We start from the raw sequence: 21378 nt of genomic DNA on the forward strand, positions 1-21378 counted from the left end.
CGATGAATTTTTTGCACTTAGTTCACGGAAGCACTAGCTAAGTAAATAATTTGCCGCTATAATTTCGCTTCTTTAGGCGCGTAGCTCAGCTGGTTAGAGCACTACCTTGACATGGTAGGGGTCGTTGGTTCGAGTCCAATCGTGCCTACCAACGAAAAATTGGTAAAACCTGTAAGAGCGAGAAAGGCAACCCGGTTATGACACCGCGAACGGCAACCACATTGGTTTCCAGGCGACGCTAAGTCGGGTTCTTTTTCGTCATTACCATTGAAAAAGCGCGGCTAGCCCGCGTTTTTTTTCGTCCGCATTTTTTGTTGTTCAATTTATCCAGTCTAGCGTCAGCATGCAGGGTCCCGCTGAAACGGAGAGCAAAATGATTACAGTCCGACTTCCCGATGGTTCGCAACGTGAATTTGATGCGCCTGTCACCGTAGCGCAAGTTGCCGCCAATATTGGCACTGGCCTTGCCAAAGCGGCATTGGCAGGCAAGGTCAACGGCGATGTGGTCGATACCTCGTATCTGATCGATAAAGATAGCGACCTGGCTATCATCACGGACAAGGATGCCGAAGGTATCGATGTGATCCGTCATTCGACTGCCCACTTGCTGGCATACGCGGTCAAGGAATTGTTCCCTGATGCGCAAGTCACCATCGGCCCTGTGATCGATAACGGCTTTTACTACGATTTCTCGTACAAGCGTCCGTTTACGCCGGAAGACCTGGTCGCGATCGAAAAGAAAATGACCGAGCTTGCGAAGAAGGATGAGCCGGTTACGCGCAAAGTCATGCCGCGTGATGAAGCTGTTGCCTATTTCAAATCGATAGGTGAGGCGTACAAGGCTGAGATCATCGAATCCATCCCGGCAGACCAGGAAGTTTCGCTCTACACCGAAGGCAAGTTCACCGACCTGTGCCGCGGACCGCACGTGCCGTCGACCGGCAAGCTGAAAGTATTCAAGCTGATGAAACTGGCCGGTGCGTACTGGCGTGGTGATTCCAAGAATGAAATGCTGCAGCGTATCTACGGTACCGCCTGGGCCAAGAAGGAAGAGCAGGAAGCTTACCTGCACATGCTGGAAGAAGCCGAGAAGCGCGATCACCGCAAGCTGGGCAAGCAGCTCGATTTCTTCCATTTCCAGGAAGAAGCGCCAGGCTTGATCTTTTGGCATCCAAAAGGCTGGTCGATCTGGCAACAGGTTGAGCAATACATGCGCAAGGTCTACCAGGACAACGATTACCAGGAAGTCAAAGCACCGCAAATCCTGGATCGCGGCCTGTGGGAAAAAACCGGTCACTGGGATAACTATCGCGAAAACATGTTCGTGACCGAGTCGGAAAACCGTTCATACGCGCTCAAGCCTATGAACTGCCCGGGTCATGTACAAATTTACAATAGCGATATGCGCAGCTATCGCGACCTGCCTTTGCGCTACGGCGAATTCGGCCAGTGCCATCGTAATGAGCCATCCGGCGCCTTGCACGGCATGATGCGCGTGCGCGGCTTTACGCAGGATGACGGCCATATCTTCTGTACAGAAGAGCAAATTGCTGAAGAAGTTACAGCATTCCACGCGCAGGCGATGGCGGTGTATGCAGCTTTCGGCTTTGAAAATATTGATGTCAAACTGGCTTTGCGTCCGGATAGTCGTATCGGCACTGAAGAAAGCTGGGATATCGCCGAGGAATCGCTGCGTTCCGCGCTGCGTGCCTGTGGTGTTGCCTGGACTGAGTTGCCGGGCGAGGGCGCGTTCTACGGTCCGAAAATCGAATATCACCTGAAGGACAGCCTGGGTCGCGCATGGCAAGTGGGTACGGTGCAAATTGATCCGTCGATGCCGGGTCGCCTGGGTGCCGAGTATGTCGCAGTTGATAACAGCCGTAAAACGCCGATTATGTTGCACCGGGCCATCGTTGGTTCGCTCGAGCGTTTCATTGGTATTTTGATCGAACATTACGCTGGTGCATTGCCATTATGGCTAGCTCCGGTGCAAATTGCCGTGCTGAACATCTCTGACGCACAGGCCGAATATGCACAGGCTGTTGCACAAAACCTGAAAAAACAAGGGTTTAGGGTGCACCTGGATTTGCGTAATGAGAAAATTACCTATAAAATACGCGAGCATTCCGTTCAGAAGCTGCCGTACATCATCGTAATTGGCGATAAAGAACGGGACGCAGGTACAGTGGCCGTGCGAGCGCGAGGCAATGTCGATCTGGGTGTAATGCCTGTCGATTTATTGGTGGAACGTCTCAAAAACGAGATGGATACCAAAGCCTAAGGGGCAACCCATAGCGCAAGAGCACGGCTTAATTATTTGATTTTAAAAGGAAATTGCAATAGCTACTGACAAGTCGCATCGGATCAACGGTGAAATTACAGCGCCTGAGCTACGTTTAACTGGTGTAGAAAACGAGCCGCTCGGTATCGTCACTCTGGCAGAAGCCTTCCGCCTGGCGGAAGAGGCTAATGTCGATCTGGTTGAGATTGCGCCAACTGCGCAACCACCAGTCGCACGCCTGATGGACTACGGCAAGTTCAAGTACCAGGAACAAAAGAAGGCGCACGAAGCCAAGCTGAAACAGAAGGTTATTCTGGTGAAGGAAGTCAAATTCCGGCCTGGTACCGATGATGGTGATTACAACATCAAGCTGCGCAACCTGATCAAATTCCTGGAAGACGGCGATAAAACCAAAATCACACTGCGTTTCCGCGGTCGTGAAATGGCGCATCAGGATATCGGCGTAAGAATGCTGGAACGTCTGAAACAAGATCTCGAACCATACGGCCAGGTTGAACAATGGCCGAAGATGGAAGGTCGTCAGATGATCATGGTTCTGTCGCCGAAGAAAAAGAAATAAGAATTTCGTGCGAATCGTCCGGCAACGGACGATTTACACAAAATAGCAGTGGACTTGATTCCGCTGCATAACAAGTGAAAGCAGGCATCCAAGCGTAACGAAATTGTTGCCACCTGCAATCATATAAAATGGAACTGTCCCTTAAAAGGACAGAGTGTGTCATGCCTAAAATGAAAACGAAAAGCAGCGCCAAAAAGCGCTTTCGTGTACGTCCGGGTGGTACCGTTAAACGCGGTCAAGCGTTCAAACGTCACATCCTGACCAAAAAAACCACCAAAAACAAACGTCAATTGCGCGGTGCTGTCGGTGTCCATGACACCAACATGAATTCCGTACGCGCAATGATGCCTACCGCTTAACCTCACACTCAATTATTAAGGAGTAATCATGCCTAGAGTAAAACGTGGGGTCACAGCACGGGCCCGTCATAAGAAAGTCCTCGACCAAGCCAAAGGCTACCGTGGTCGTCGCAGCAAGGTTTACCGTATTGCCAAGCAAGCAGTTATGCGCGCTGGCCAATATGCATACCGCGATCGTCGTAACAAAAAACGCGTTTTCCGCGCTCTGTGGATCACCCGTATCAATGCAGCAGCACGTGAACATGGCGTTACATACAGCGTGTTCATGAACGGTCTGAAACGCGCATCCATCGAACTGGACCGTAAGGTCCTGGCCGACATGGCTGTGATGGACAAACCGGCATTCGCTGCAATTGTGAATCAGGTGAAAGCAAACATCGCTGCTTAAGTGTTGTGATCGTATGCACCGTCTGCGGACGGTGCAGCAATATCCGAGCGGGGCAGGGTTCCATACCTATGCCCCGTTTTATTTTTGCTTTCCTTTTCGGCTTCCTTGCAAAGGACGAGAACAAACCGCATGAATCACCTCGAACAATTAGTCACCCAAGCCCAGACCGATTTCGCCGCCGCAGAAGATGCCGCCGCGCTGGAAAACGCGAAAGCGAAGTACCTCGGTAAAACGGGACAGATCACCGAACAAATGAAGAGCCTGGGCAAGCTCGCGCCGGAAGAGCGCAAGGCCCAGGGCGCTGTCATTAATTCCGCCAAAGAAAAGATAGAAGCAGCACTGACTGCGCGCCGCGATGCATTATCGAATGCACAGATGGAAGCGCGTCTGAACGCAGAAGCTATCGACATCACCCTGCCAGGTCGCGGTCGCGGCACCGGCGGCATCCACCCGGTCATGCGCTCATGGCAGCGCGTGGAAGAAATCTTCGGTTCCATCGGCTTTGACGTTGCCGACGGCCCGGAAATTGAAAATGACTGGACCAATTTCACCGCATTGAACAGCCCGGAAAACCATCCTGCGCGTTCGATGCAAGACACCTTCTACATCGAAGGCAAAGACACGCTCGGCAAGCCTTTGCTGCTGCGTACGCATACCAGCCCGATGCAAGTGCGCTATGCGCGCATGAACAAGCCACCAATCAAAGTCATCGCGCCGGGTCGTACCTACCGTGTCGATAGCGATGCTACCCATTCGCCTATGTTCCATCAGGTCGAAGGCTTGTGGATCGATGAAAACATCAGCTTCGCTGACCTCAAGGGCGTCTACCTCAACTTCGTCAAAGCATTCTTTGAAACCGACGATTTGCAAGTACGTTTCCGTCCATCGTACTTCCCGTTCACCGAACCATCGGCTGAGATCGATATCGCTTTCGGTAGCGGACCGCTGAAAGGTCGCTGGCTGGAAGTATCTGGTGCGGGTCAGGTTCATCCTACCGTGCTGCGCAATATGGGTTTTGATCCGGAACAATTCATTGGCTTCGCGTTTGGCTCCGGCCTCGAACGCCTGACCATGCTGCGTTACGGCATCAATGATCTGCGCCTGTTCTACGAAGGCGATTTGCGGTTTCTCAAACAATTCAACTAAAAGCAGTGACAAGCCGGAGCGTGCATGGGATGTGCGCTCTGATTCTTTCTGTATTTTTGTGACGTCTGTGGCAAAAGGTTTTAATCATGCAATTTTCCGAAAGCTGGCTCCGTACGATGGTCGATCCGAACATGACTTCGGACGAATTGGCACACTTGTTGACGATGTCCGGCCTCGAGGTCGAAGAAGTCGAACCAGTCGCGCCGCCATTTTCGAATGTGGTAGTGGCAGAAGTATTGGAAGTCGCCAAGCATCCGAATGCTGATCGCTTGAATGTATGCCAGGTCAATGTCGGTACCGGCACCATGCTCAACATCGTCTGCGGTGCGCCTAATGTGCGCGCTGGCATGAAGGTGGTCTGTGCGATGGCTGGCGCTATCCTGCCGCCTGGTGAAGACGGCAAGCCATTCGAAATCAAGGTCGGCGCATTGCGCGGCGTTGAATCGCAGGGCATGTTGTGCTCGGCACGTGAACTGAAACTGTCGGACGAGCAGGGCGGCCTGATGGACTTGCCTGCTGATGCACCAGTCGGACAAAATTTCCGTGATTACTATCAACTGAACGACCTCAAGTTCACCATCAAGCTGACCCCGAACAAGGCAGACTGTCTGTCGGTTTTGGGCGTGGCACGTGAAGTGTCGGCCCTGACCGGTACCGCGTTGAAAGTACCGACCTTCCAGCCGGTTGCAGCGACGATTACCGATGTATTGCCAGTCAAAGTATCGGCACCTGATTTGTGCGGTCGTTTTGCTGGTCGAATCATACGCGGCCTGAATGCCAAGGCGCAGACCCCGGACTGGATGAAGCAGCGCCTTGAGCGCAGCGGCCAGCGTCCGATCTCGGCACTGGTAGATATCTCCAACTATGTCATGCTGGAACTCGGCCGTCCTACGCACGTATTCGACCTGAGCAAAATCCACGGCGGACTGGATGTACGCTGGGGCAAAAAAGGTGAGTCGCTGAAACTGTTGAATGGCAATACGGTTGTCATCGATGAGTGGATAGGCGTCATCGCGGACGACAAAGAAATCGAATCGCTGGCCGGCATCATGGGTGGTGATGCCACCGCCGTATCGCTGGATACGCAAGACATCTACCTCGAAGCTGCATTCTGGTACCCGAATGCAATCCAGGGCCGTGGCCGTCGCTTTAACTTCTCTACCGATGCAGCCCATCGTTTTGAACGTGGTGTCGACTTCGCGACCATCGTTGAGCACATGGAGCGCATCACCGCGCTGATCGTCGAAATCTGCGGTCAGAAAGAGCAGACCCAAGTCGGTCCTATCGATGACCACGTAGTGAACCTGCCTAAACGTGAGGCCGTCAGTGTGCGTACTGCACGTGCAGTCAAAGTCATAGGTGTACCGCTGACAGATGAGCAGATCGCTGACATCTTCACACGCCTCGGCCTCAGCTTCACGCACAAGGATGGCGTGTTCTCAGTAACGCCGCCGTCATATCGCTTCGATATCGAAATCGAAGAAGACCTGATTGAAGAGATCGCACGCGTCTACGGTTTTGAAAACATTCCGGCCTTGCCACCAGTTGCGGCCAGTGCCATGCGCATCCCGCCGGAAAACACCCGCTCGCTGTTCACGATCCGTCGTCAACTGGCTGATGCGGATTACCAGGAAGTGGTCAACTTCAGTTTCGTCGAACAGGAATGGGAAGCGGATTTCGCCGGCAATACCAATCCGATCAAATTGCTGAATCCTATCGCCAGCCAGATGAGCGTCATGCGCTCTTCGATGATAGGCAGCCTGATCGCCAACGTGCGTTACAACCTGAATCGCAAAGTCAGCCGCATCCGCCTGTTTGAAATCGGTGCGATCTACCTGCGCAACAACGTTGAGCAAGATGGTCCATTGTCGGTGGCCGGTTTCGACCAGCCTAAACGTGTGGCCGCGATTGCATACGGTTCGGTGGCTGAAGAGCAGTGGGGCATGGCCTCGCGCAACGTCGACTACTTCGATGTGAAGGCGGATCTGGAAGCCTTGTTTGCGCCGCAAACCTTAACATTTGTCAAAGTTGAGCATCCGGCATTGCATCCGGGACGCTCTGCCAGTATTTTGCTTAATGGTGAAGTAATTGGCTTTATCGGTGAATTGCATCCGCGCTGGCAGCAAAAATATGACCTGCCATTGGCGCCGGTATTGTTCGAAGTTAACGCCAGCGCATTGCAAAGTGTGGGCGTACCTTCCTACAAGGAAATTTCGAAATTCCCTGCGGTAACACGCGACCTTGCGCTGGTGGTCAAACAAGCGGTCCCCATGCAAGACCTGATGGATGCTTTTATTTCCGAAAAGAAATACAATCCAGTTTGCAATATTCTGCAAGTGGTTGTTTTATTTGATGAATATCGCGGGAAAGGTCTGGAGTCGGATGAAAAAAGCCTTGCTTTCCGCTTCACCTTACAAGATACTCAATTAACCCTGCAAGACGATTTGGTTGATGCCGCAATGGCCGCATTTGTTGCTGCCGCCACTACGAAGCATGGGGCCAAATTGCGTGCATAAACAGGCAGGGACTAACGATATGAATGACGTGAATTCAGCCGAACTCCAATCCGTATTAGCTGCTGATCTCAACCGTGCGATGTTGGAGGCACAAGTACGCTCACAAGCGGAAAAAAACCTCCCTACATTGACCAAGGCTGAGCTGGCGGAATTGCTGTTTGAACAAGTCGGTTTGAACAAACGCGAGGCCAAGGATATGGTCGAGACTTTCTTCGACGAAATCCGTAACGCACTGGAACGTGGCGAATCGGTCAAATTGTCCGGTTTCGGCAATTTCCAGTTGCGTGACAAGCCACAGCGTCCTGGTCGCAATCCGAAGACCGGGGAAGAAATCCCGATTACCGCACGCCGGGTCGTGACTTTCCACGCCAGCCAGAAGCTCAAGGGCATGGTGGAAGATTCCAGCCAACAGCCGCTCGTGCAAACAGCCTGATTAGATGAACGAACGGATCCAGAAACCAGAATTGGTTGCGTTGCCGCCAATTCCCGCCAAGCGTTACTTCACCATCGGTGAAGTCAGCGAATTGTGCGGGGTGAAGCCACACGTCCTGCGCTATTGGGAGCAGGAATTCACGCAACTGAAACCAGTCAAGCGTCGTGGTAACCGTCGCTATTACCAGCATCATGAAGTGCTGTTGATACGTCGCATACGTGAACTCTTGTACGAACAAGGTTTCACCATCAGCGGTGCACGTAACAAACTCGATAGCCGCATCCTGGAAGCAGGTGGCGATGATGATGTGGTGCCGGACAGCGGACCTACGGTAGATGCGGATGAACTCAGCGCTATTCGTAATGAGCTGGTTGAGATACTGGCGCTGCTGAAATAAGGCGGATGGAAGAATAAAACGGCTCGTGTATAACTGAGCCGGAAATGAAAAAGGGTTGTCAGCGAAATGCTGCAACCCTTTTTGTTTTTTGGTCGGGACGGTGTGATTCGAACACACGACCCCTTGCACCCCATGCAGGGCTTTTTCGCGCTAAGAGCCTTTGTTTTCAACGCTCTTTCTGTTCACTGTCTAATATACAGTGGTTTATAAACGATGCTGCAACCCGCATGGCAGCGTGTTGCATATTTCGATATTAGACAGTTTTTTTGCTATCCAGCCAGGGTAATGGCAGGTCAATTGCTGACCTTTCTGGTACCGATTCTTTGATGTAAATCTCGGAAGTTTTGCCGGACGTGTGAGCAAGCCTGGTTTGAATGGCTTTCATATTTTCGCCAGCTTTGGCTGCATCGGTTGCACCCAATGCGCGCAGGTCGCGGAACTGGATCCGTTCGTCTGGAGATGAATCCTTGTCGATTCCAATGCGATCGCGTGCCCGGTCCCACATCGAGAACAAGCCGCTTTTCGTGTATGGCTTGCCGTCACGCGTAGGGAACAGATAAGGCGTAATCAGGGGTTGCCCCTTGACCTTGTATTCCTTTTTAATTTCCCGCGCTCTATCAAGCACCTCGGCGATCTGGGGCGTAATGAAAATATCCACCGTCTTACCGCTGGACTTCATCGTCTTGCTTGGCTTGAAGCGGATATAGTCGCCGTCAATCTGTTGTTCTTTCAGCGTCCGGACATCGATCGCACGTTGCCACAGCAGGTAAGCAATATCGACCAGGCAGCCAAACATAGGGCCGCTTGCAATGGCAAAGCTTTTGCCGGTGTTCTTGTTTGGCATACTCATCATGCCGGCGGCTCTAATACGCTTCACCTGGTCATGAGTGGGCAGCACTTCGCGTCTGGTGGTCTGATAGCCGGAAAGGTCGATCTGATCTATCGGGTTGTCCTGACGCAGACCAAGCTCGGAAATGATGAACTTGAATAATCGGCGTGCCAGTGCGGTGTACTTTTGAGCGGTGTTCTGCTTGTCCGCGAAATTGTCGCGCAGGAATTCAGCCCATGACTTAGTTGTCACCTGGGCCGCGCTGAAATCCTCGAATGCCGTGGCGATTGTGTCTAGGTAGTTACGATATGTCGCTTGTGTCTCTGTGCTGTAGCGCCCGAGTTTGATCAGTTTGAACTGGTTGCACACGTCCGGCATGCTACCCGCTATTGATTTCTTGTCTTGCAGAAGCTGGCCCAGCACCTGCAGCATTGCCGGTTCACCGTCGGCAACTGACCCGAGCCTGATCCACTTGCGCGGGGTGCCGTCTTTGGGGTCGGGAATCGGTTCAGGCGAGACGAAGTGATACGCGCCGTGCTTAATGTACACGCGGCGCGGCAATCCTTTTCCGGTCTTTCTGGCTCGGTTCATTTGCGTATTGGCTTGAGTTTTGGTTCGTCTGCAGCCGCTACTGTAGTAGGGTGCACCATGTGCATACGCAGCACCAGGACGCTGTTATCTGGCCTGCGGCGTGCCGGTATGCCTAAACTCTTCAAGACTTCCAGCTGCTTGGTAGGGCGCGCGTAGCCGGTAATTTCGTGAATTTCGATGTCTGAAAGGGCAAGGTCTGTCATGATTTTTCCTCGAAAAGATCGCCAATCGCCTTGCGTTCTCGCCTTGTAGCGCGTGCGTTCATAGCATGGTGTGCTGCGTCGTAACGCAGATGGCAGCGCTGGCACCAGGCGCGCAAGTTTTCCGGTTCGCAGTTCTCTGGAGTGTGGTCAAGGTGTGCAATCGTGAGGACGATGTCCACGCCTTTCCAGTCTGTTTCGTAGTCGGTCATGTGGCATCTGCCGAGCGCTTCGCCCGTATCTGCACAAAATACTCTGCCATCTCCGAGCATGTATGTGTCGGCGTCATCACCTTTGCCGCGCACAATTCGTTCGCCGTTCTTGACGAAACAATTTTCGCAGCAGTGACCGGCACGCTCAAGGATGCTAGCGCGAATCTCCTTCCAGTTGGCCGGGTACCGCGCTTTGTTTTCTGGTTTGATCGGCATGGTTATACCTCCGTGGACGCTTCAATTCTCTGTGCTGCTTTCTTGATCATGCTGTTGAACCAGCGTCGTATGCAGTACGAACGGGCAATCGATATTGCCGTGTATATCAATCCGAGTTTCAGGTTTGTGGCTGCAGATAGCTGCCAACCGAACAAAGGGAAAATCAGGGCATTCGCCGAAAAGTTGATTGCGAAACCGATCAGTACATTAATAATCGCCTCGATCAAAGAACCTCGTTTCGTCTGGCTCATGGCTTCACCCCATCGGCTTGCGGTTGCGCGGTAGGGGCGGCAGACTTCAGGGCGCGGATGTCTTCAGCAAGTTCAGTCATTTCCCCGACATAAATTTCGCCATCGCCCGGGAACTCCACTGCCCCCGTGTCGCGATCATAAATTCCATGGTCGTCAACATAGTCTTGAACCTTTTGCTCAATCAGCTTCGCAGCTTTCTCGATGCCTTCTTCCAGCGCAGCATCACGCACTGCCGCCACATCAGCCTGTGCCGATGGTTGCGAGGCGAGTAGGGCGCGGGCTTGCCATGCTTCCCAGCAGCTCAAAGTGTAGCCATCAACATATACAGACCCATCGCCATGCCATTTATTGGTGCTGTAGCCTTTGCGAACGCACCATTGTTCAAACGCTGCGCGCTCATCCGTCAGCGCCTTGGCTTGTACTGGCTGATTGGTGGATGCGTAGCGACGACCAGCAAGCCACCCATGACGCGCCATATCTATTTCAGAAACCTCGCCTTCAACTGGCGCTTCTTTTTCGTACCACTCAGCAAAGGCTTCGTATTCGTCTTGCGCTGGCGTCAAATCTTTCAGCGCCTTGGCTTGTACTGGCTGATCGACCGGCACTGAATAGAGGGTATTCAGCCCCGGGCGCAGTAACGTGTCATCCGGCACGGTGCCAGATATTTCCCAGCACTTACGACCACGGTTCATGTAGACCTGAACCTGCTCGACTGGCTCACTACTGGCGGCTACCTCCTGTTGAGGGGTTGCGGCCAGCAGTTCAGTGATCTGCATGATCAGCGCGCGCTCTGGCCGTCCTGGTATCTTCTTCCAACGGTTCGCCAGGTATTCAAGGCAATCGTCCAGCGTCATGTCGTCGCGCTCATGGCGGTGATAGGTCAGCTTTTCGAGGATGTCTGGACGTGCTGCCTGGTCGGTCTGTATGGTGGTCATGTTAGGATGCCTTTCTCACTACTTTGGAGGCTGAAATGTCAAATGAAATTCGCGAAATTTGGACAAGATTCGACGAGTTGATCGCAAAGTCGGCAAATCCCGATACCAGTGCGGTCGTACAGGCGATCAAGCTGCAAACCGAGTTTATGAACATTCGCCTTGCGCAGATGGAGCAGTCACTGGCATCGATAGCAAGAGGCGTAGGAAAGTAGCTCTTCATACGACCCTCGCAATCTCTTGAATGATGTCCCGAGCCACCAGCGGCACGACTGCGTTGCCGAGCATGTGCATGGCTGTGCGCTTGTTTTCTGGCAGCTTGTAGTCGGTTGGGAAGCCCATTGCCGCACGGGCTTCCTGCACTGACAGCATGCGCATACGGTCACCATCGACTATTGCGTGTCGGTCGCGGGTAGTGATTGTCCCGATAGGGCGGTGGAGCGATCTGCCGCCTTTTTCATTCCCGTAGTAGCTGCTGATGAATCTGTCACCGTGTACACGACGACCGGCGGCAATGCGTGAAAGTGTGGCCGTAGCGCGCCCAGGCTTTTCGATTGGCTGCCAATTACCAGCATTGAAATCCACGAAGCTGCTTGCCGGAACGTGTTCCCGCTTTTGCAAATTCAAGACGAGCGGGTGCTTAGCCCTAACCATCACAATAAACAGCCGTTCCCTATGCTGTGGCGCGCCTTGGTCGGCCGCATCGACAATGGTAGGGGTGAGGCAGTAGCCCATTGATTCCATTGCCTGGCGCCACGCGGGAAATAGCGTCCAGCGCATGAACTCTGGCACGTTCTCAACCACAGACAAGTACGGACGATGAAATTCCGCCGACGAAACCACCGACCAAGCTGTAGACCGGCTTGCATCGTGCTGCGGGTTGCCGTCTTCTTTGCCACGCGCCCGGCTATGTCCCTGGCAGCACGGCGAGGCAAGCATAATGTCGTGCGCCGGTACTTGCTCCCATCGGGCTTGATGCAAGTCCTGGCAAACGTGCTGCGCGCCCGGATGGTTTAAAGCGTGGGTATTGACCGCATCCTGCCAGTGGTTTGCAGCCCATACGACTTTGCATCCGGCCATTGTCGCGCCGGTGCTGAAACCGCCTGCGCCTGCGAATAAGTCAATGGCATTCATGCTACGATCCCTCCCAAAATAGGGAGAGAAGAATGAAGAAGTCGTTTTACGAAACTGCGTTCGGTATTGGCATAGCAGCAGCCCTTTTTGTTTCCGGTGTCGTCTGCGCATACATATTCCGCGCACCAGTTCCTACCGACTGGTGGTCGCCTGTTGCTGCGCTTTCCACCACTGGCGCAGTTTTTGTGGCGTTGTGGACTACGAATCGACAAAGTGCCGACACGATCAAAAGAGAAGTAGATGCCGACGCGGCAATCTTGCTGGGCTTTCAGCAACTGTCGAAGGAACTGACTAGGGCCTGCTTTTTGGCTGGCTATCAGACCGATTCGGAAGAGAACGAGACTCTCTATGCAGACATTTCTGCAGAATTCGCTGAGATTGCAAAAATGCTGTCTGATTTGCCTATGGAGATACTGGCAAAACACGGGCAGATTCCCCGATGCATGCACTTGCGTCGGATCGCAAATGAGAGTTGCCTCTTGTGGAAAGGCGTGACAAAACGTGATGGTTCGTTCTATATGAATAATCGAACAAAGCTCACTGATCTCGAGCGCCGGGCGCGCAAAGAGAATATTGCGATTGCTGAGTATCTTGAAAAACTGTCCCCGACTCTTTATCAGCGGCATAAAGATTTGATTGAGAAAATGTAGTTTCACGCTGATTCCTTCTGCTGTTGCTCACTCAATTGGCGCTTGAGTTCCACAATCTCGGCCTTCAGGCGGTCTATCTCTGGCTGTCTAAAGGCTTTGCCTTCTTCGTACGCCTGGCGAATTTTTCGGGCTTCGGTTGTCATTGTCTCAAGCGGCTGTTGTAGGGTTGCCGGTTACGTCTCCGGCGCGGGCTTTCACCGCCGTGTTGCACTCCAATGCATGGCTTTGCTTTTACGCGGAACTGTGTTGCTCCATGCTTACCCGCGTGTTGGTGGCCGGTACTGACTTCTTCCGGCCTGCTGGTAACACATGCTTGAGTTCTTGAACCCGCTACACTTTGCGGCGGCTGGACTATCCAGTTACAAGCATTCGCGCATCAGCCTGCGCATTCACCAACACAGAAACGGTCTCGACATGCAGGTGCGCGTCACCCATCAAGACCTTGCTACGCGCTTCTGTTTTGGTGCTGGCCTTTAACGTCGCCAGCGCGGACGGTGCAGGGTTTAGCTATCACCAATCCCCGGATGTCCAGCCCTGCAAAGCTCTCCGGTTAAGCCATCCTCATTGGCTCCCTGTTGGCATGGATGACCTACCAACAGTTCAACGCCCTCTGGGGTATTCTTGCCGTCTGGATCACCGCCCGGCCACGGAATATGAAGAGACCCCGGTCCAGTGGGGAATTTTGTTACTCGACCGGTGCAGGCTTTCCGCTGAACTCCGCTTCAGCTTCGGCGCGGGTGGTTTTCTTGCTGCTCTTCGCACCTTTCAACAGGTCGTCTTGTTCCTGCGGCTTCGGTGGTTCGATAACCAGGTCGATGTTTTGCTGGATGCGATCACACAACAGGCCGACGTGCGCGGTTTCCGGATGGACGATGGCACGGAACATGACCAGGACTGTGCCGCCGTTCTGTGGCATGAAGCTGAACTTGTCCAGCTTGGTATCGGACAAGGTGATGTTGCTTTCACCGCCGAGGCCGTAATCAATCACCAGCTTGTTGCCGGTGGTTTCATAGTCCCATTTGAAACCGGACATTTTCGGAAAGCGTGGCGATGTGGCTGCGTCTGGATCCGCTTGCTCGGCCAGGTCAGGGTCGTCCGGCTTTTTGTAGAGCAGAGCGGCCAGATCCGGGTCGAAGTGGGCCAGCACGGAAGCTGGACATTGCGCTTCAAACTTGAGGTCAAATGCGGCTTTGCGTTCCTCGCCGTGAATCTCTGCGCGCGGATTGACCGACGCGAGTTTTACTTGCTGGTTGATTTTAAAAGGTTGCATCTTTGGTTTCCTTATCGGTCAGGTAGTTGGTGTACGGCAGGCGAATCATTTGGTGGAACAGGTGTTCTGCTACTTTGCTGGTGTCGATTTCTCGGCGGGATTGCACGTCGCACATGGCTCTGACGGCGCGAACTGCAGTGCGCTCGTCAGATACCCCCAGAAACTGTTGGAATGCAACTTCCTTGCAGCGGAGGGCAAGCCATGTGCTTATGCGCTTCATTAGGCGGCGATCTCGAAACGGAACTCGCTGGCAACCGCTGAAATGTGTTTGCTGATCGCCAGGCAGATGCTGCCGAAGTCGTCTTCGTGGTACAGCTTTGCGCCTTTCTCGATCGTGGCTGTAAAGCCCAGCCCGGCCAGAAATTCGGCATTGACGGTGAAGCCGAGGCGTTCACAGATCTGGCCGAGGCGCAGAGTCGGTGGGGTGGCTATCGCTGTGGCTTGTGTCGGCTGTTTCACAGGCTCCGACTTGACCGCAGCGGAAACCGGTACCGGCGTGGCCACTGGTTCTGGTTGCGCCGCAGCTGCTTTGGCCTCTGCCTTGACACGTTCTTCTTCCGCAATGCGTTCACGTTCAGCAGCAAGGCGCTTTTCTTCGGCTTGTTTGTGTTCGCTGATACGGGCAGTGATTACCGCCTGGCAGTCATCTGCAGCCTTCAGCACCAGCTGGGCGGTATCGGAAAACAGGAATGCATAGTCCTTGGCCTGGTCGCGCAACGCTTTCAGGTTGATTTCGATCTTGTCTGCAGTGGCGTTGGCTTCGATCTTGGCTGTCGCAAGTGTGGTGCTGACGGCATCGCGCAGGCTGGTGACGGTTTTCTTGCCGCGCATAGCGCCAGCAAAGTCTGCCTGTACCGTGGGCATGTAAGGCTTACCCAGGCGGTCATTCAGGTGCGCAATATGGTCGCGCAAGGCATTCACACCTTCGTTATAGATGTCGGTGCGTACCTGTTCCTTACGGGCTTTGACCAGCTTGTCCAGTTCAAGACGCGTGTTGCGTGCTTCGGCGGTGATGTCGTCGATCGCCTTGAACAGCACATCAATCGATTCCGTTTGGCTCAGTGCGTGCGCCTTGGCAGCTTTCAGACGGTCTTCGACATCGCCGCACCATTTGACGGTTTTCTCAGCATCGGCAAAGTCCTGATCTGTTTTCAGGTCGCGATTGATACCGGCGAACACTTCCAGCGCGTGTTCCTTGAACTGCGCCAGGTTACTGGCGGTGACCATGCCGGTAACTTCGATGCGCAGGGACGGCAGCGATTCAGGTGTGCGGCCTACAGATTCGGCTTTCACATCTGGCGGCGTGTATGTTTCAAGGTCTTTTTCGAATTGCTCCCAGCCTGTGCGGATTCGTTCGAACCAATCAGGCGACGGCTCAACTGCTGTCAAAGCGCATTTATCTGGTGTGCCATCCGACACGACAAAGAACACTTTTGTGCAGCCGGTGACCATCATGATTTGCTGGCACTGCGGCATGTATTCGTCTGGCACGATTCCACGTGTTACAGAGTCGCCCAGTTCTTCATTCCATAACTTGTGCTCAAATGCGATGTCTTCGCCCATCGTCAGGCCGTCACACGATGCCGATAAGATGCCTTCCGAGCAAGTGACTGGGAACAGATCTTCACCGAGCAAAGATTCAACGTGCGGACGTGCGGCGGCTTCGACTTCGTGGCCTTTGTCCAGAATTCTTTCCTGAACAAATTTGCTGAATTCCTTTGCATTGCCTGTCCACTTCATGTGCAGCAGTTCCGAACGTTTCACCTTTGGCGACAGGCCGAGCATGGCAGCGGCTTCACTGGCACCAAAGTGATTCAGTCGGAATTCGTCCCACTCTTGGGAGCCTTGTACGAGGTCGTGCGTGATCATGGGTTTAGCCTTTCGTGAGTCGTTCGAGGTTTGCTTTATAGACTTCGGTCAGAAATTTGACGTCGTCAGGGTCGTTAATGCCGCGGATCTGGTCAGCCAGCGCATGCAGGTCATCTTCGTTTTCCGCGTTATCCATCTGGGCTTCCAGTGGATGCTTTTCATGCGTTTGCTCGGCTTCGTTCTCAATGACAGTGGCTGGCTTGATGTTGAGAATCTGCCGCTTTTGGTCGTCCGACAGAGTCGCTTTGCTCTGGACGGTTGCGATGATCTGGTCGGGCGTTTTCTTGCCATCGGTGATCAGCTTCGTCCAAGCCGGGAGATTCTTTGCAAACTGGTCGGCTGCATAGGCTGGCCGCTCCGTGCGTGCCGCGCTAACTTCCTGAGCGGTACCCATTTCACGCGTGACCGGGCCAGCGTCGACCAGCTCATCGTCGGTATAGACCCCGAGGATTGCACCAGGGCAGTACAGGCGCGCCCAGTTCTTGACCTGCAGATAACCCAACTGCTGTTTAGGATTTGATTTCCACAGCGGTGAGTTTTGGGTTGTAACGTCGATTTTTCTCAGCCATTCGCCCCAGGTGACTTCGGTGTTACCGTGAAGGACGGCACCGACGCGGCATTCCAGGTTATTGGCTTCGCCCTTGTATTCGTACTGAAAGGCTCCTTTGATCGCGCCGGAGGATTGAATAACCGCATTCACCAGCTGCGCTTCGTAGCCCAGCACTCCATTAACCAAGTGCGTTTTCTGCGCGACGGCAAAAGGATTCATGCCCCATTGCGCGGCCTGCATCGAGATTGCCAGGCAGTCGGCTGGCTTACCTTGCAGGTGCTTAGGGACGGTGACGGCAGATTTAGCCATCATTTCCGAGAACGAAACCAGCGCGCGCATATGCTCTGGATTCATCATCATTGCCGCTGAAGCAACGGCAATCGGGTTTTCTTGAGTGGTGGTAGTAAGTTGACTCATTGCTTTTTGCTCCAGTTGTTGACGATGTTTTGAACGGAAGCCAGCTTTTCCTGCTGCTGGCAGTGTTTGCAGTTGCACGTTTGCGAGATACGCAGCCGTGCGGCCGATGCCGTCTGACGCGCAAGCTCGAGCGGACTCAGCGGCGGGAAGCCGAATTGATTGCGGCTGATCTCGGACATGGTTCGGGTGGTTTTCATGCTGGCCTCAGAAGGTAGAAGAAATGAGCAGCAGCACCAGCAGGCCGGCGAGCGGAATCCACTGGTGACGATCGAGCAGGGCGGTTAGGCGGGTCATTGGGCACCATGATTGGTAAGTGCCGCTTGGCTGTAAGTACGTGCCCAGAGAATCCGGCGTTGAACCAGATCCTTGAGGCGTTCGTCCTGAGACTCGGCAAGTACGTCAACAAGTCCTTCGATATACGCCGCTTCGAAACACATATCGGCTTGCCGGTGCTGCTCGACCAAGTTTGCGATCTGGTCTTCCAGCGTGGCAATGCGCGCCTGCTCACCGTAATGCGCGAGAGTTTGCGATTTTGCGCAAGTTGCGGCGCGCGCTTCCAGCATGGCGTCGGCGATCTCGAAGCAGAGTTTTGCCGTGAGTTGGGCGTTTGGCGTTTCACCACCGACGAACGAAGCCAGCCAGCCTTGCAGCGCGCTCTGCGCAAACGTATCCCGCAGCTGCACGCGCTCCAGTTCGATCAGTTCCTCGATCTCGGCAGCGGCCTGCGCCTGGGTCAGGCTCCCGTGTTTCAGGGACATCAGGATGTTCAGGACGGCGCTCATGCTGTACCGCCTTTCAGTTCTGACGGGTACCAGCCAAAGCGCATCGCGGTGTACGTCGCGTTCTTCGCCCACTGCCAGAAGACTGGGCCAATGGTGTCGCCAACCGATGCGACGTCCTTGACCCATTGCTGCGCCACAGCCACGTGCATCGCGTATTCAGTCGAAGCCGAGCGCGGCAGGGCACCCAGATTGTTTTCGAGGAAGATGTCTTTATTAGGGGCTGCTACCAGTTCAGCGATGAAGCGCTCGACCTGCTGATCCGCTGCGTAAGTAGTAGGGAAACGGCTGGTGTGCGTTTCTTTGTCGAATTCGATTTCGTCCTTGCGGAAGAAGATCGCTGCGTCGCCTGGTTCCTGGCGGTCGTACTTGCTTTGTTCGGTGGCTAGTGCGCTCATGGTTGCCCTTATTTATTAGCAATGCTATGAACATAATTATTAGCTACGCTTTTTAATAAGTCAAGAGCAATGCTAATAAAAAATTCTAAATAATTTCAAAGGGCGAAAAAAAACCCGCCGAAGCGGGTTGTTTCTGCAAAGAGCGGCTATTTCACGTTCGGCCAGCGCTTATAGGAGAATATCCAAAACGCGATGATATTCACAAGAGGGACAAGCAATAAAAAAGACCACCATCCAGAATGCCCAGTGCGCGTCAAAATGCGCCAGGTGGGTACGCCGAAAATCACAAAATAGATGATTAATACTAGCCAATGCCAAATTGAAAAAGACCCCATATTTAACTCTCCCCAAAAAAGATTGATTGTTCTGTGGATCAAGAAGCGGCGATGGCACCAATTGCAGACAAGTGGTTTTTACTTGAGTGCTACGTTTTTTGTAATGATTTTGCCTTCGCGAAGTAATTCCATTGATATCTTTTCGCCGGTCTGGGCCCGTGCTATATCCATGAATTGTTGTGCTGAATAGATCGGCGATTGGTTTATTGCGGTGAGAATATCGCCTTTGAAAATGTCGCTATAGAAAGCCGGTGAATCTTTGACTACCGCCGAAATCATCACGCCTTTATTTGTACCGATTTCACGTCGCATTTCACCTTTGATCTCGTCTACATATATTCCGAGCCGTGGTGGCTTCGTCTTTGAATAATAAACTGCCAAATGATCGCTACGATCTACCGAGTAAGGGACATATGTCGTCTGGGTACCGTAAGTCGTGGTCTGCGCAACTCCGCTAAAAGGGCGGCCATAAGAGTTTCCGTTTACATATGTGTTTGATGTCGACGTGGTCGGCGTAACCATGGGCATCGCGCCAGATACAGTATTTGTGTAGCGCGAATAGAGAAGCACCACCGCAGCATTCACCTTCTTAGCTTGCACTACCGCACCGTTTTCATTCACTTTTCCAGCGTTGAAACTGGATTCGCCAATCTTGTCGAAGCCGTTTTCTCTCATCCGGACAAGATCTTCCAAAGGAACGCCTCCTCTTTGGACGACTGGGTCTCCGTTGTACGGCACAAATCGAGGATTATTGACAACGCCGACTCCGCCAGTGCTGTCTCTATAGAATTCTGAATAAGGTGCCGCGCAACCAGTAAGAGCCAACGTGAATAACGCGGAAACAAGAATTTTCAATTTACTTCCTCCGGTATTTTTTTCGGTGTTCAACCATCACCCCAATGATGTATAGCGGCTGTGTGTCACTACGTAAAGTTGGGTAATCCTCGTTAAGCGGAGCCAGTTCAAATATTTCATTGCCAGCAGCATCTATTCCTCGCGGACGGTACTTTTTAAATGTCGCTTCTTGTTCACCATTCTTTGCGGCCACAAAATCACCTGGCTGAGGACGCAAATCCGGCTCAATGATCACACGATCGCCGGGGCGGAAATCGGGCAGCATTGAATCGCCGTTGATTTCAAGAGCAAAAGCCCATTTCGATAAATCGTCGTCAGAGTAAATGATGTCGGTGCCTGCGCCTGGTGGATATGGATCTGAGATCTCTTTTAATGCTCCGGCCTGGATAGCCGAAATAACCGGAATTGCTTTGAGTCCTATCGGCGCCGGTTTCACATTCGGCTCATACGACATCGCACTATCAATTTTCTCGGTCAACCTTGGGCTTATGGTTTTCGGATCGGCTTGAATGACGCGACAGACTGCGAGAAGGGCATCAAGATTTAGCGGTATTACAGCCCTCAAATACTGGCCAACTGCGCCTTGAGTACCTAACCCTGCTTCAGCAGCAAGCCAAGTTTGATTTGCGCCTTTGTTTTCACCCTTGAAGGCAAGCCAAGCTGCGCTTAAACGCTCAGCCTCTGCTTTTTCTTCCCTGCTTAATTGTCGTCTGGTAGCCATACCGAATTCTATTAGCTTGCCTATTTTATGTTGAAACTACTTGAAAAGCACTGCTTCTAATGTAGAATAAGAGCATTGCTAATTAAAAAGGTGTCCCATGCACTTACAGCCGTTCCTCAAGGAAACAGGTATCTCGCAAGGCGATTTCGGCAAAAAGCTGGTGCCAACCGCCTCGCAAGGACTTGTTAGCCAGTGGATCCGAGGAATTACTCGGATCACTCTGGACTACGCACTTCAGATCAATTCAGTAACTGATGAAAAAGTGACGCCCCAAGACTGCGCCGATATGTATAAGGCCCCTGAATCTGAGCAGGTCGCGTCATGAATATCCGAAAATTTATTCTGGCTTTAGTCGGCTCATCAGATCGCGCCAAGCGTGGTGCGCAACTCCATCCGGTGTCTGGTGGCCCTTTAAGTGTCCTTTCAGCTCTGCGCAGTGATCAACCAGCGCAGCAGTTGCGAGATCACTCCTATCCGAACCTAGCATCTGCGCTTGAGCGGCGGATAGCTGCAAATCAAAGTGGGCTTCAAAAGCTTCCGGATCAGGGTGCGTCCGAATTAGCGCCGACAGTGCGCAATAGTGAGCTTCCATGAGACCGAAGAGAACATCAATTTGCCATTCGACCGGCGGTTTGGTTGGTTTTGGTTTTTCATTTTCCATGCGCATTCCTTTCTTTTCTACAGTTGATAGGGGTCAGATTCTCGATTGTGGCATGACTGCGAATGCGCACCAATTTTCAGAGGTACTGCCGTGAGCACAGAAACAGTTTCGCCCGAACAGATCGCAAGCACACGCAAGATCGCTGCATCTATTGAAAGCGACATATTGCGTCGGCTTGCAGAGGTAACGCAGGACCGTGCAGCGGCTTTCATGGACGTTTCACCCAGCACGGTGAGTCGCATGCGTGAACGCATCAGCGAGATCGCTTTGTTGATGGCTGCGATTGGTTGCCAGACTACCGGCGCGGATTCGATGGTGGTGAGTCAGAACGAACTCGCCGCGTTGAAGCTCCTCGGCTACAAGTATCTGCAGACGCAGATCGAACTCGACCGGCTGCGGGGGTAGAAC

The 21378-nt window shown here is 53.0% G+C and carries 27 protein-coding genes, 1 tRNA gene and 1 pseudogene; 13 read left to right on the top strand and 16 right to left on the bottom strand.

Going from position 1 to position 21378, the window contains the following annotated elements; all coding sequences use genetic code 11:
• Positions 1-74: 74 nt before the first annotated feature.
• The 9 genes from IXC47_RS05860 (at position 75) to IXC47_RS05900 (ending at position 8100) form a co-directional block, all read left to right on the top strand.
• A tRNA-Val gene (locus IXC47_RS05860) sits at positions 75-151 on the top strand.
• 222 nt (positions 152-373) lie between these two features.
• Positions 374-2281, top strand: coding sequence for a threonine--tRNA ligase (gene thrS / locus IXC47_RS05865; RefSeq protein ID WP_195874962.1), 1908 nt, complete (start codon positions 374-376; stop codon positions 2279-2281).
• 58 nt (positions 2282-2339) lie between these two features.
• Positions 2340-2861, top strand: coding sequence for a translation initiation factor IF-3 (infC, locus tag IXC47_RS05870; protein ID WP_124574983.1), 522 nt, complete (start codon positions 2340-2342; stop codon positions 2859-2861).
• Between the two features lie 161 nt (positions 2862-3022).
• Positions 3023-3220, top strand: coding sequence for a 50S ribosomal protein L35 (gene rpmI, locus IXC47_RS05875; protein WP_124574982.1), 198 nt, complete (start codon positions 3023-3025; stop codon positions 3218-3220).
• A 28-nt stretch (positions 3221-3248) separates the two neighbouring features.
• Positions 3249-3608 (top strand): 50S ribosomal protein L20, encoded by a 360-nt coding sequence (gene rplT, locus IXC47_RS05880; RefSeq protein WP_175626727.1) that lies wholly within the window; start codon positions 3249-3251, stop codon positions 3606-3608.
• A 129-nt stretch (positions 3609-3737) separates the two neighbouring features.
• Positions 3738-4754, top strand: a complete 1017-nt coding sequence (gene pheS, locus IXC47_RS05885) for a phenylalanine--tRNA ligase subunit alpha (RefSeq protein WP_175626728.1) — start codon at positions 3738-3740, stop codon at positions 4752-4754.
• Positions 4755-4840: 86 nt separating this feature from the next.
• Complete coding sequence (gene pheT, locus IXC47_RS05890; protein WP_195874963.1) at positions 4841-7270, top strand: phenylalanine--tRNA ligase subunit beta; 2430 nt, start codon at positions 4841-4843, stop codon at positions 7268-7270.
• A 79-nt stretch (positions 7271-7349) separates the two neighbouring features.
• Positions 7350-7703: an integration host factor subunit alpha gene (locus IXC47_RS05895; protein ID WP_456077645.1), complete on the top strand. Its 354-nt coding sequence runs from the start codon at positions 7350-7352 to the stop codon at positions 7701-7703.
• 4 nt (positions 7704-7707) lie between these two features.
• On the top strand, positions 7708-8100 hold the full coding sequence (locus IXC47_RS05900; RefSeq protein WP_175626730.1) for a MerR family transcriptional regulator: 393 nt from the start codon (positions 7708-7710) through the stop codon (positions 8098-8100).
• A gap of 253 nt (positions 8101-8353) precedes the next feature.
• Here the strand turns inward: IXC47_RS05900 and IXC47_RS05905 are convergent, their stop codons facing one another.
• From IXC47_RS05905 to IXC47_RS05925, 5 genes are read right to left on the bottom strand one after another with little or no spacing between them, the layout of a single operon-like run.
• Positions 8354-9520 (bottom strand): tyrosine-type recombinase/integrase, encoded by a 1167-nt coding sequence (locus tag IXC47_RS05905; protein ID WP_195874964.1) that lies wholly within the window; start codon positions 9518-9520, stop codon positions 8354-8356.
• Complete coding sequence (locus IXC47_RS05910; RefSeq protein WP_195874965.1) at positions 9517-9723, bottom strand: DUF4224 domain-containing protein; 207 nt, start codon at positions 9721-9723, stop codon at positions 9517-9519. Before IXC47_RS05910 ends, IXC47_RS05905 begins: the two co-directional genes overlap by 4 nt.
• Complete coding sequence (locus tag IXC47_RS05915) at positions 9720-10148, bottom strand: hypothetical protein (protein WP_195874966.1); 429 nt, start codon at positions 10146-10148, stop codon at positions 9720-9722. The genes IXC47_RS05910 and IXC47_RS05915 overlap by 4 nt, the downstream gene beginning before the upstream one ends.
• Before the next feature lie 2 nt (positions 10149-10150).
• Positions 10151-10399 (bottom strand): DUF7220 family protein, encoded by a 249-nt coding sequence (locus IXC47_RS05920; protein WP_195874967.1) that lies wholly within the window; start codon positions 10397-10399, stop codon positions 10151-10153.
• A complete protein-coding gene (locus IXC47_RS05925; RefSeq protein ID WP_195874968.1) occupies positions 10396-11334 on the bottom strand; it encodes a hypothetical protein in 939 nt (312 codons plus the stop codon). The genes IXC47_RS05920 and IXC47_RS05925 overlap by 4 nt, the downstream gene beginning before the upstream one ends.
• 35 nt (positions 11335-11369) lie before the next feature.
• Here IXC47_RS05925 and IXC47_RS05930 point away from each other — a divergent pair, with 35 nt between their 5' ends.
• Positions 11370-11546, top strand: a complete 177-nt coding sequence (locus tag IXC47_RS05930; RefSeq protein ID WP_195874969.1) for a hypothetical protein — start codon at positions 11370-11372, stop codon at positions 11544-11546.
• A gap of 4 nt (positions 11547-11550) precedes the next feature.
• On the opposite strand, the gene IXC47_RS05935 is transcribed toward IXC47_RS05930, so the two are convergent.
• A complete protein-coding gene (locus tag IXC47_RS05935) occupies positions 11551-12465 on the bottom strand; it encodes a DNA cytosine methyltransferase (RefSeq protein ID WP_195874970.1) in 915 nt (304 codons plus the stop codon).
• Between the two features lie 32 nt (positions 12466-12497).
• On the opposite strand from IXC47_RS05935, the gene IXC47_RS05940 reads away from it, so the two are divergent.
• A complete protein-coding gene (locus tag IXC47_RS05940; protein ID WP_195874971.1) occupies positions 12498-13115 on the top strand; it encodes a hypothetical protein in 618 nt (205 codons plus the stop codon).
• Between the two features lie 2 nt (positions 13116-13117).
• Here the strand turns inward: IXC47_RS05940 and IXC47_RS05945 are convergent, their stop codons facing one another.
• The 9 genes and pseudogenes from IXC47_RS05945 to IXC47_RS19330 all read right to left on the bottom strand — a co-directional run bounded on the left by IXC47_RS05945 (position 13118) and on the right by IXC47_RS19330 (position 20309).
• Complete coding sequence (locus IXC47_RS05945; protein WP_195874972.1) at positions 13118-13258, bottom strand: hypothetical protein; 141 nt, start codon at positions 13256-13258, stop codon at positions 13118-13120.
• 542 nt (positions 13259-13800) lie between these two features.
• Positions 13801-14385, bottom strand: coding sequence for a hypothetical protein (locus IXC47_RS05950; RefSeq protein ID WP_195874973.1), 585 nt, complete (start codon positions 14383-14385; stop codon positions 13801-13803).
• A 219-nt stretch (positions 14386-14604) separates the two neighbouring features.
• The gene (locus IXC47_RS05955) at positions 14605-16254 is read right to left on the bottom strand and encodes a YqaJ viral recombinase family protein (RefSeq protein ID WP_195874974.1); all 1650 of its coding nucleotides are present in this window, start codon (positions 16252-16254) and stop codon (positions 14605-14607) included.
• Positions 16255-16735: 481 nt separating this feature from the next.
• A pseudogene (locus IXC47_RS19575) lies at positions 16736-17221 on the bottom strand (recombinase RecT); the annotation flags it as partial.
• Entirely contained in the window at positions 17218-17418 is a 201-nt protein-coding gene (locus IXC47_RS05965; RefSeq protein WP_195874976.1) for a hypothetical protein, read from the bottom strand. The pseudogene IXC47_RS19575 and the gene IXC47_RS05965, both read right to left, overlap by 4 nt.
• Before the next feature lie 93 nt (positions 17419-17511).
• Entirely contained in the window at positions 17512-18003 is a 492-nt protein-coding gene (locus IXC47_RS05970; RefSeq protein WP_195874977.1) for a hypothetical protein, read from the bottom strand.
• Positions 18000-18398, bottom strand: coding sequence for a hypothetical protein (locus IXC47_RS05975; protein WP_195874978.1), 399 nt, complete (start codon positions 18396-18398; stop codon positions 18000-18002). Before IXC47_RS05975 ends, IXC47_RS05970 begins: the two co-directional genes overlap by 4 nt.
• 413 nt (positions 18399-18811) lie before the next feature.
• Complete coding sequence (locus IXC47_RS05980) at positions 18812-19621, bottom strand: PDZ domain-containing protein (RefSeq protein WP_195874979.1); 810 nt, start codon at positions 19619-19621, stop codon at positions 18812-18814.
• Positions 19590-20309, bottom strand: coding sequence for a LexA family protein (locus tag IXC47_RS19330; protein ID WP_230089414.1), 720 nt, complete (start codon positions 20307-20309; stop codon positions 19590-19592). Before IXC47_RS19330 ends, IXC47_RS05980 begins: the two co-directional genes overlap by 32 nt.
• A gap of 97 nt (positions 20310-20406) precedes the next feature.
• Here IXC47_RS19330 and IXC47_RS05990 point away from each other — a divergent pair, with 97 nt between their 5' ends.
• Positions 20407-20634, top strand: coding sequence for a helix-turn-helix domain-containing protein (locus IXC47_RS05990; RefSeq protein ID WP_195874980.1), 228 nt, complete (start codon positions 20407-20409; stop codon positions 20632-20634).
• Between the two features lie 12 nt (positions 20635-20646).
• Here IXC47_RS05990 and IXC47_RS05995 read toward each other — a convergent pair whose 3' ends face one another.
• Positions 20647-20970, bottom strand: coding sequence for a hypothetical protein (locus tag IXC47_RS05995; protein WP_195874981.1), 324 nt, complete (start codon positions 20968-20970; stop codon positions 20647-20649).
• Between the two features lie 90 nt (positions 20971-21060).
• Here IXC47_RS05995 and IXC47_RS06000 point away from each other — a divergent pair, with 90 nt between their 5' ends.
• On the top strand, positions 21061-21375 hold the full coding sequence (locus IXC47_RS06000) for a CII family transcriptional regulator (RefSeq protein ID WP_195874982.1): 315 nt from the start codon (positions 21061-21063) through the stop codon (positions 21373-21375).
• Positions 21376-21378 lie beyond the last annotated feature (3 nt).

Origin of the sequence: Herminiimonas contaminans (assembly GCF_015645465.1) — a bacterium.
In the GTDB taxonomy this organism is placed as follows: domain Bacteria; phylum Pseudomonadota; class Gammaproteobacteria; order Burkholderiales; family Burkholderiaceae_D; genus Oxalicibacterium; species Oxalicibacterium contaminans.

What these genes read in the sequence shown, in the direction of transcription:
- IXC47_RS05895 (WP_456077645.1), top strand. Translation starts at nt 7,350, where the DNA reads ATGTTGGAGGCACAAGTACGCTCACAAGCGGAAAAAAACCTCCCTACA.
- IXC47_RS05940 (WP_195874971.1), top strand. Translation starts at nt 12,498, where the DNA reads ATGAAGAAGTCGTTTTACGAAACTGCGTTCGGTATTGGCATAGCAGCA.
- IXC47_RS05905 (WP_195874964.1), bottom strand. Translation starts at nt 9,520, where the DNA reads ATGAACCGAGCCAGAAAGACCGGAAAAGGATTGCCGCGCCGCGTGTAC.
- IXC47_RS05900 (WP_175626730.1), top strand. Translation starts at nt 7,708, where the DNA reads ATGAACGAACGGATCCAGAAACCAGAATTGGTTGCGTTGCCGCCAATT.
- rpmI (WP_124574982.1), top strand. Translation starts at nt 3,023, where the DNA reads ATGCCTAAAATGAAAACGAAAAGCAGCGCCAAAAAGCGCTTTCGTGTA.
- IXC47_RS05915 (WP_195874966.1), bottom strand. Translation starts at nt 10,148, where the DNA reads ATGCCGATCAAACCAGAAAACAAAGCGCGGTACCCGGCCAACTGGAAG.
- IXC47_RS05990 (WP_195874980.1), top strand. Translation starts at nt 20,407, where the DNA reads ATGCACTTACAGCCGTTCCTCAAGGAAACAGGTATCTCGCAAGGCGAT.
- IXC47_RS05925 (WP_195874968.1), bottom strand. Translation starts at nt 11,334, where the DNA reads ATGACCACCATACAGACCGACCAGGCAGCACGTCCAGACATCCTCGAA.
- pheS (WP_175626728.1), top strand. Translation starts at nt 3,738, where the DNA reads ATGAATCACCTCGAACAATTAGTCACCCAAGCCCAGACCGATTTCGCC.
- IXC47_RS05935 (WP_195874970.1), bottom strand. Translation starts at nt 12,465, where the DNA reads ATGAATGCCATTGACTTATTCGCAGGCGCAGGCGGTTTCAGCACCGGC.
- pheT (WP_195874963.1), top strand. Translation starts at nt 4,841, where the DNA reads ATGCAATTTTCCGAAAGCTGGCTCCGTACGATGGTCGATCCGAACATG.
- IXC47_RS05995 (WP_195874981.1), bottom strand. Translation starts at nt 20,970, where the DNA reads ATGGAAAATGAAAAACCAAAACCAACCAAACCGCCGGTCGAATGGCAA.
- IXC47_RS05965 (WP_195874976.1), bottom strand. Translation starts at nt 17,418, where the DNA reads ATGAAAACCACCCGAACCATGTCCGAGATCAGCCGCAATCAATTCGGC.
- IXC47_RS05930 (WP_195874969.1), top strand. Translation starts at nt 11,370, where the DNA reads ATGTCAAATGAAATTCGCGAAATTTGGACAAGATTCGACGAGTTGATC.
- IXC47_RS05955 (WP_195874974.1), bottom strand. Translation starts at nt 16,254, where the DNA reads ATGATCACGCACGACCTCGTACAAGGCTCCCAAGAGTGGGACGAATTC.
- IXC47_RS05910 (WP_195874965.1), bottom strand. Translation starts at nt 9,723, where the DNA reads ATGACAGACCTTGCCCTTTCAGACATCGAAATTCACGAAATTACCGGC.
- thrS (WP_195874962.1), top strand. Translation starts at nt 374, where the DNA reads ATGATTACAGTCCGACTTCCCGATGGTTCGCAACGTGAATTTGATGCG.
- IXC47_RS19330 (WP_230089414.1), bottom strand. Translation starts at nt 20,309, where the DNA reads ATGGCTACCAGACGACAATTAAGCAGGGAAGAAAAAGCAGAGGCTGAG.
- IXC47_RS05945 (WP_195874972.1), bottom strand. Translation starts at nt 13,258, where the DNA reads ATGACAACCGAAGCCCGAAAAATTCGCCAGGCGTACGAAGAAGGCAAA.
- rplT (WP_175626727.1), top strand. Translation starts at nt 3,249, where the DNA reads ATGCCTAGAGTAAAACGTGGGGTCACAGCACGGGCCCGTCATAAGAAA.
- IXC47_RS05975 (WP_195874978.1), bottom strand. Translation starts at nt 18,398, where the DNA reads ATGAGCGCACTAGCCACCGAACAAAGCAAGTACGACCGCCAGGAACCA.
- IXC47_RS05970 (WP_195874977.1), bottom strand. Translation starts at nt 18,003, where the DNA reads ATGAGCGCCGTCCTGAACATCCTGATGTCCCTGAAACACGGGAGCCTG.
- IXC47_RS05920 (WP_195874967.1), bottom strand. Translation starts at nt 10,399, where the DNA reads ATGAGCCAGACGAAACGAGGTTCTTTGATCGAGGCGATTATTAATGTA.
- IXC47_RS05950 (WP_195874973.1), bottom strand. Translation starts at nt 14,385, where the DNA reads ATGCAACCTTTTAAAATCAACCAGCAAGTAAAACTCGCGTCGGTCAAT.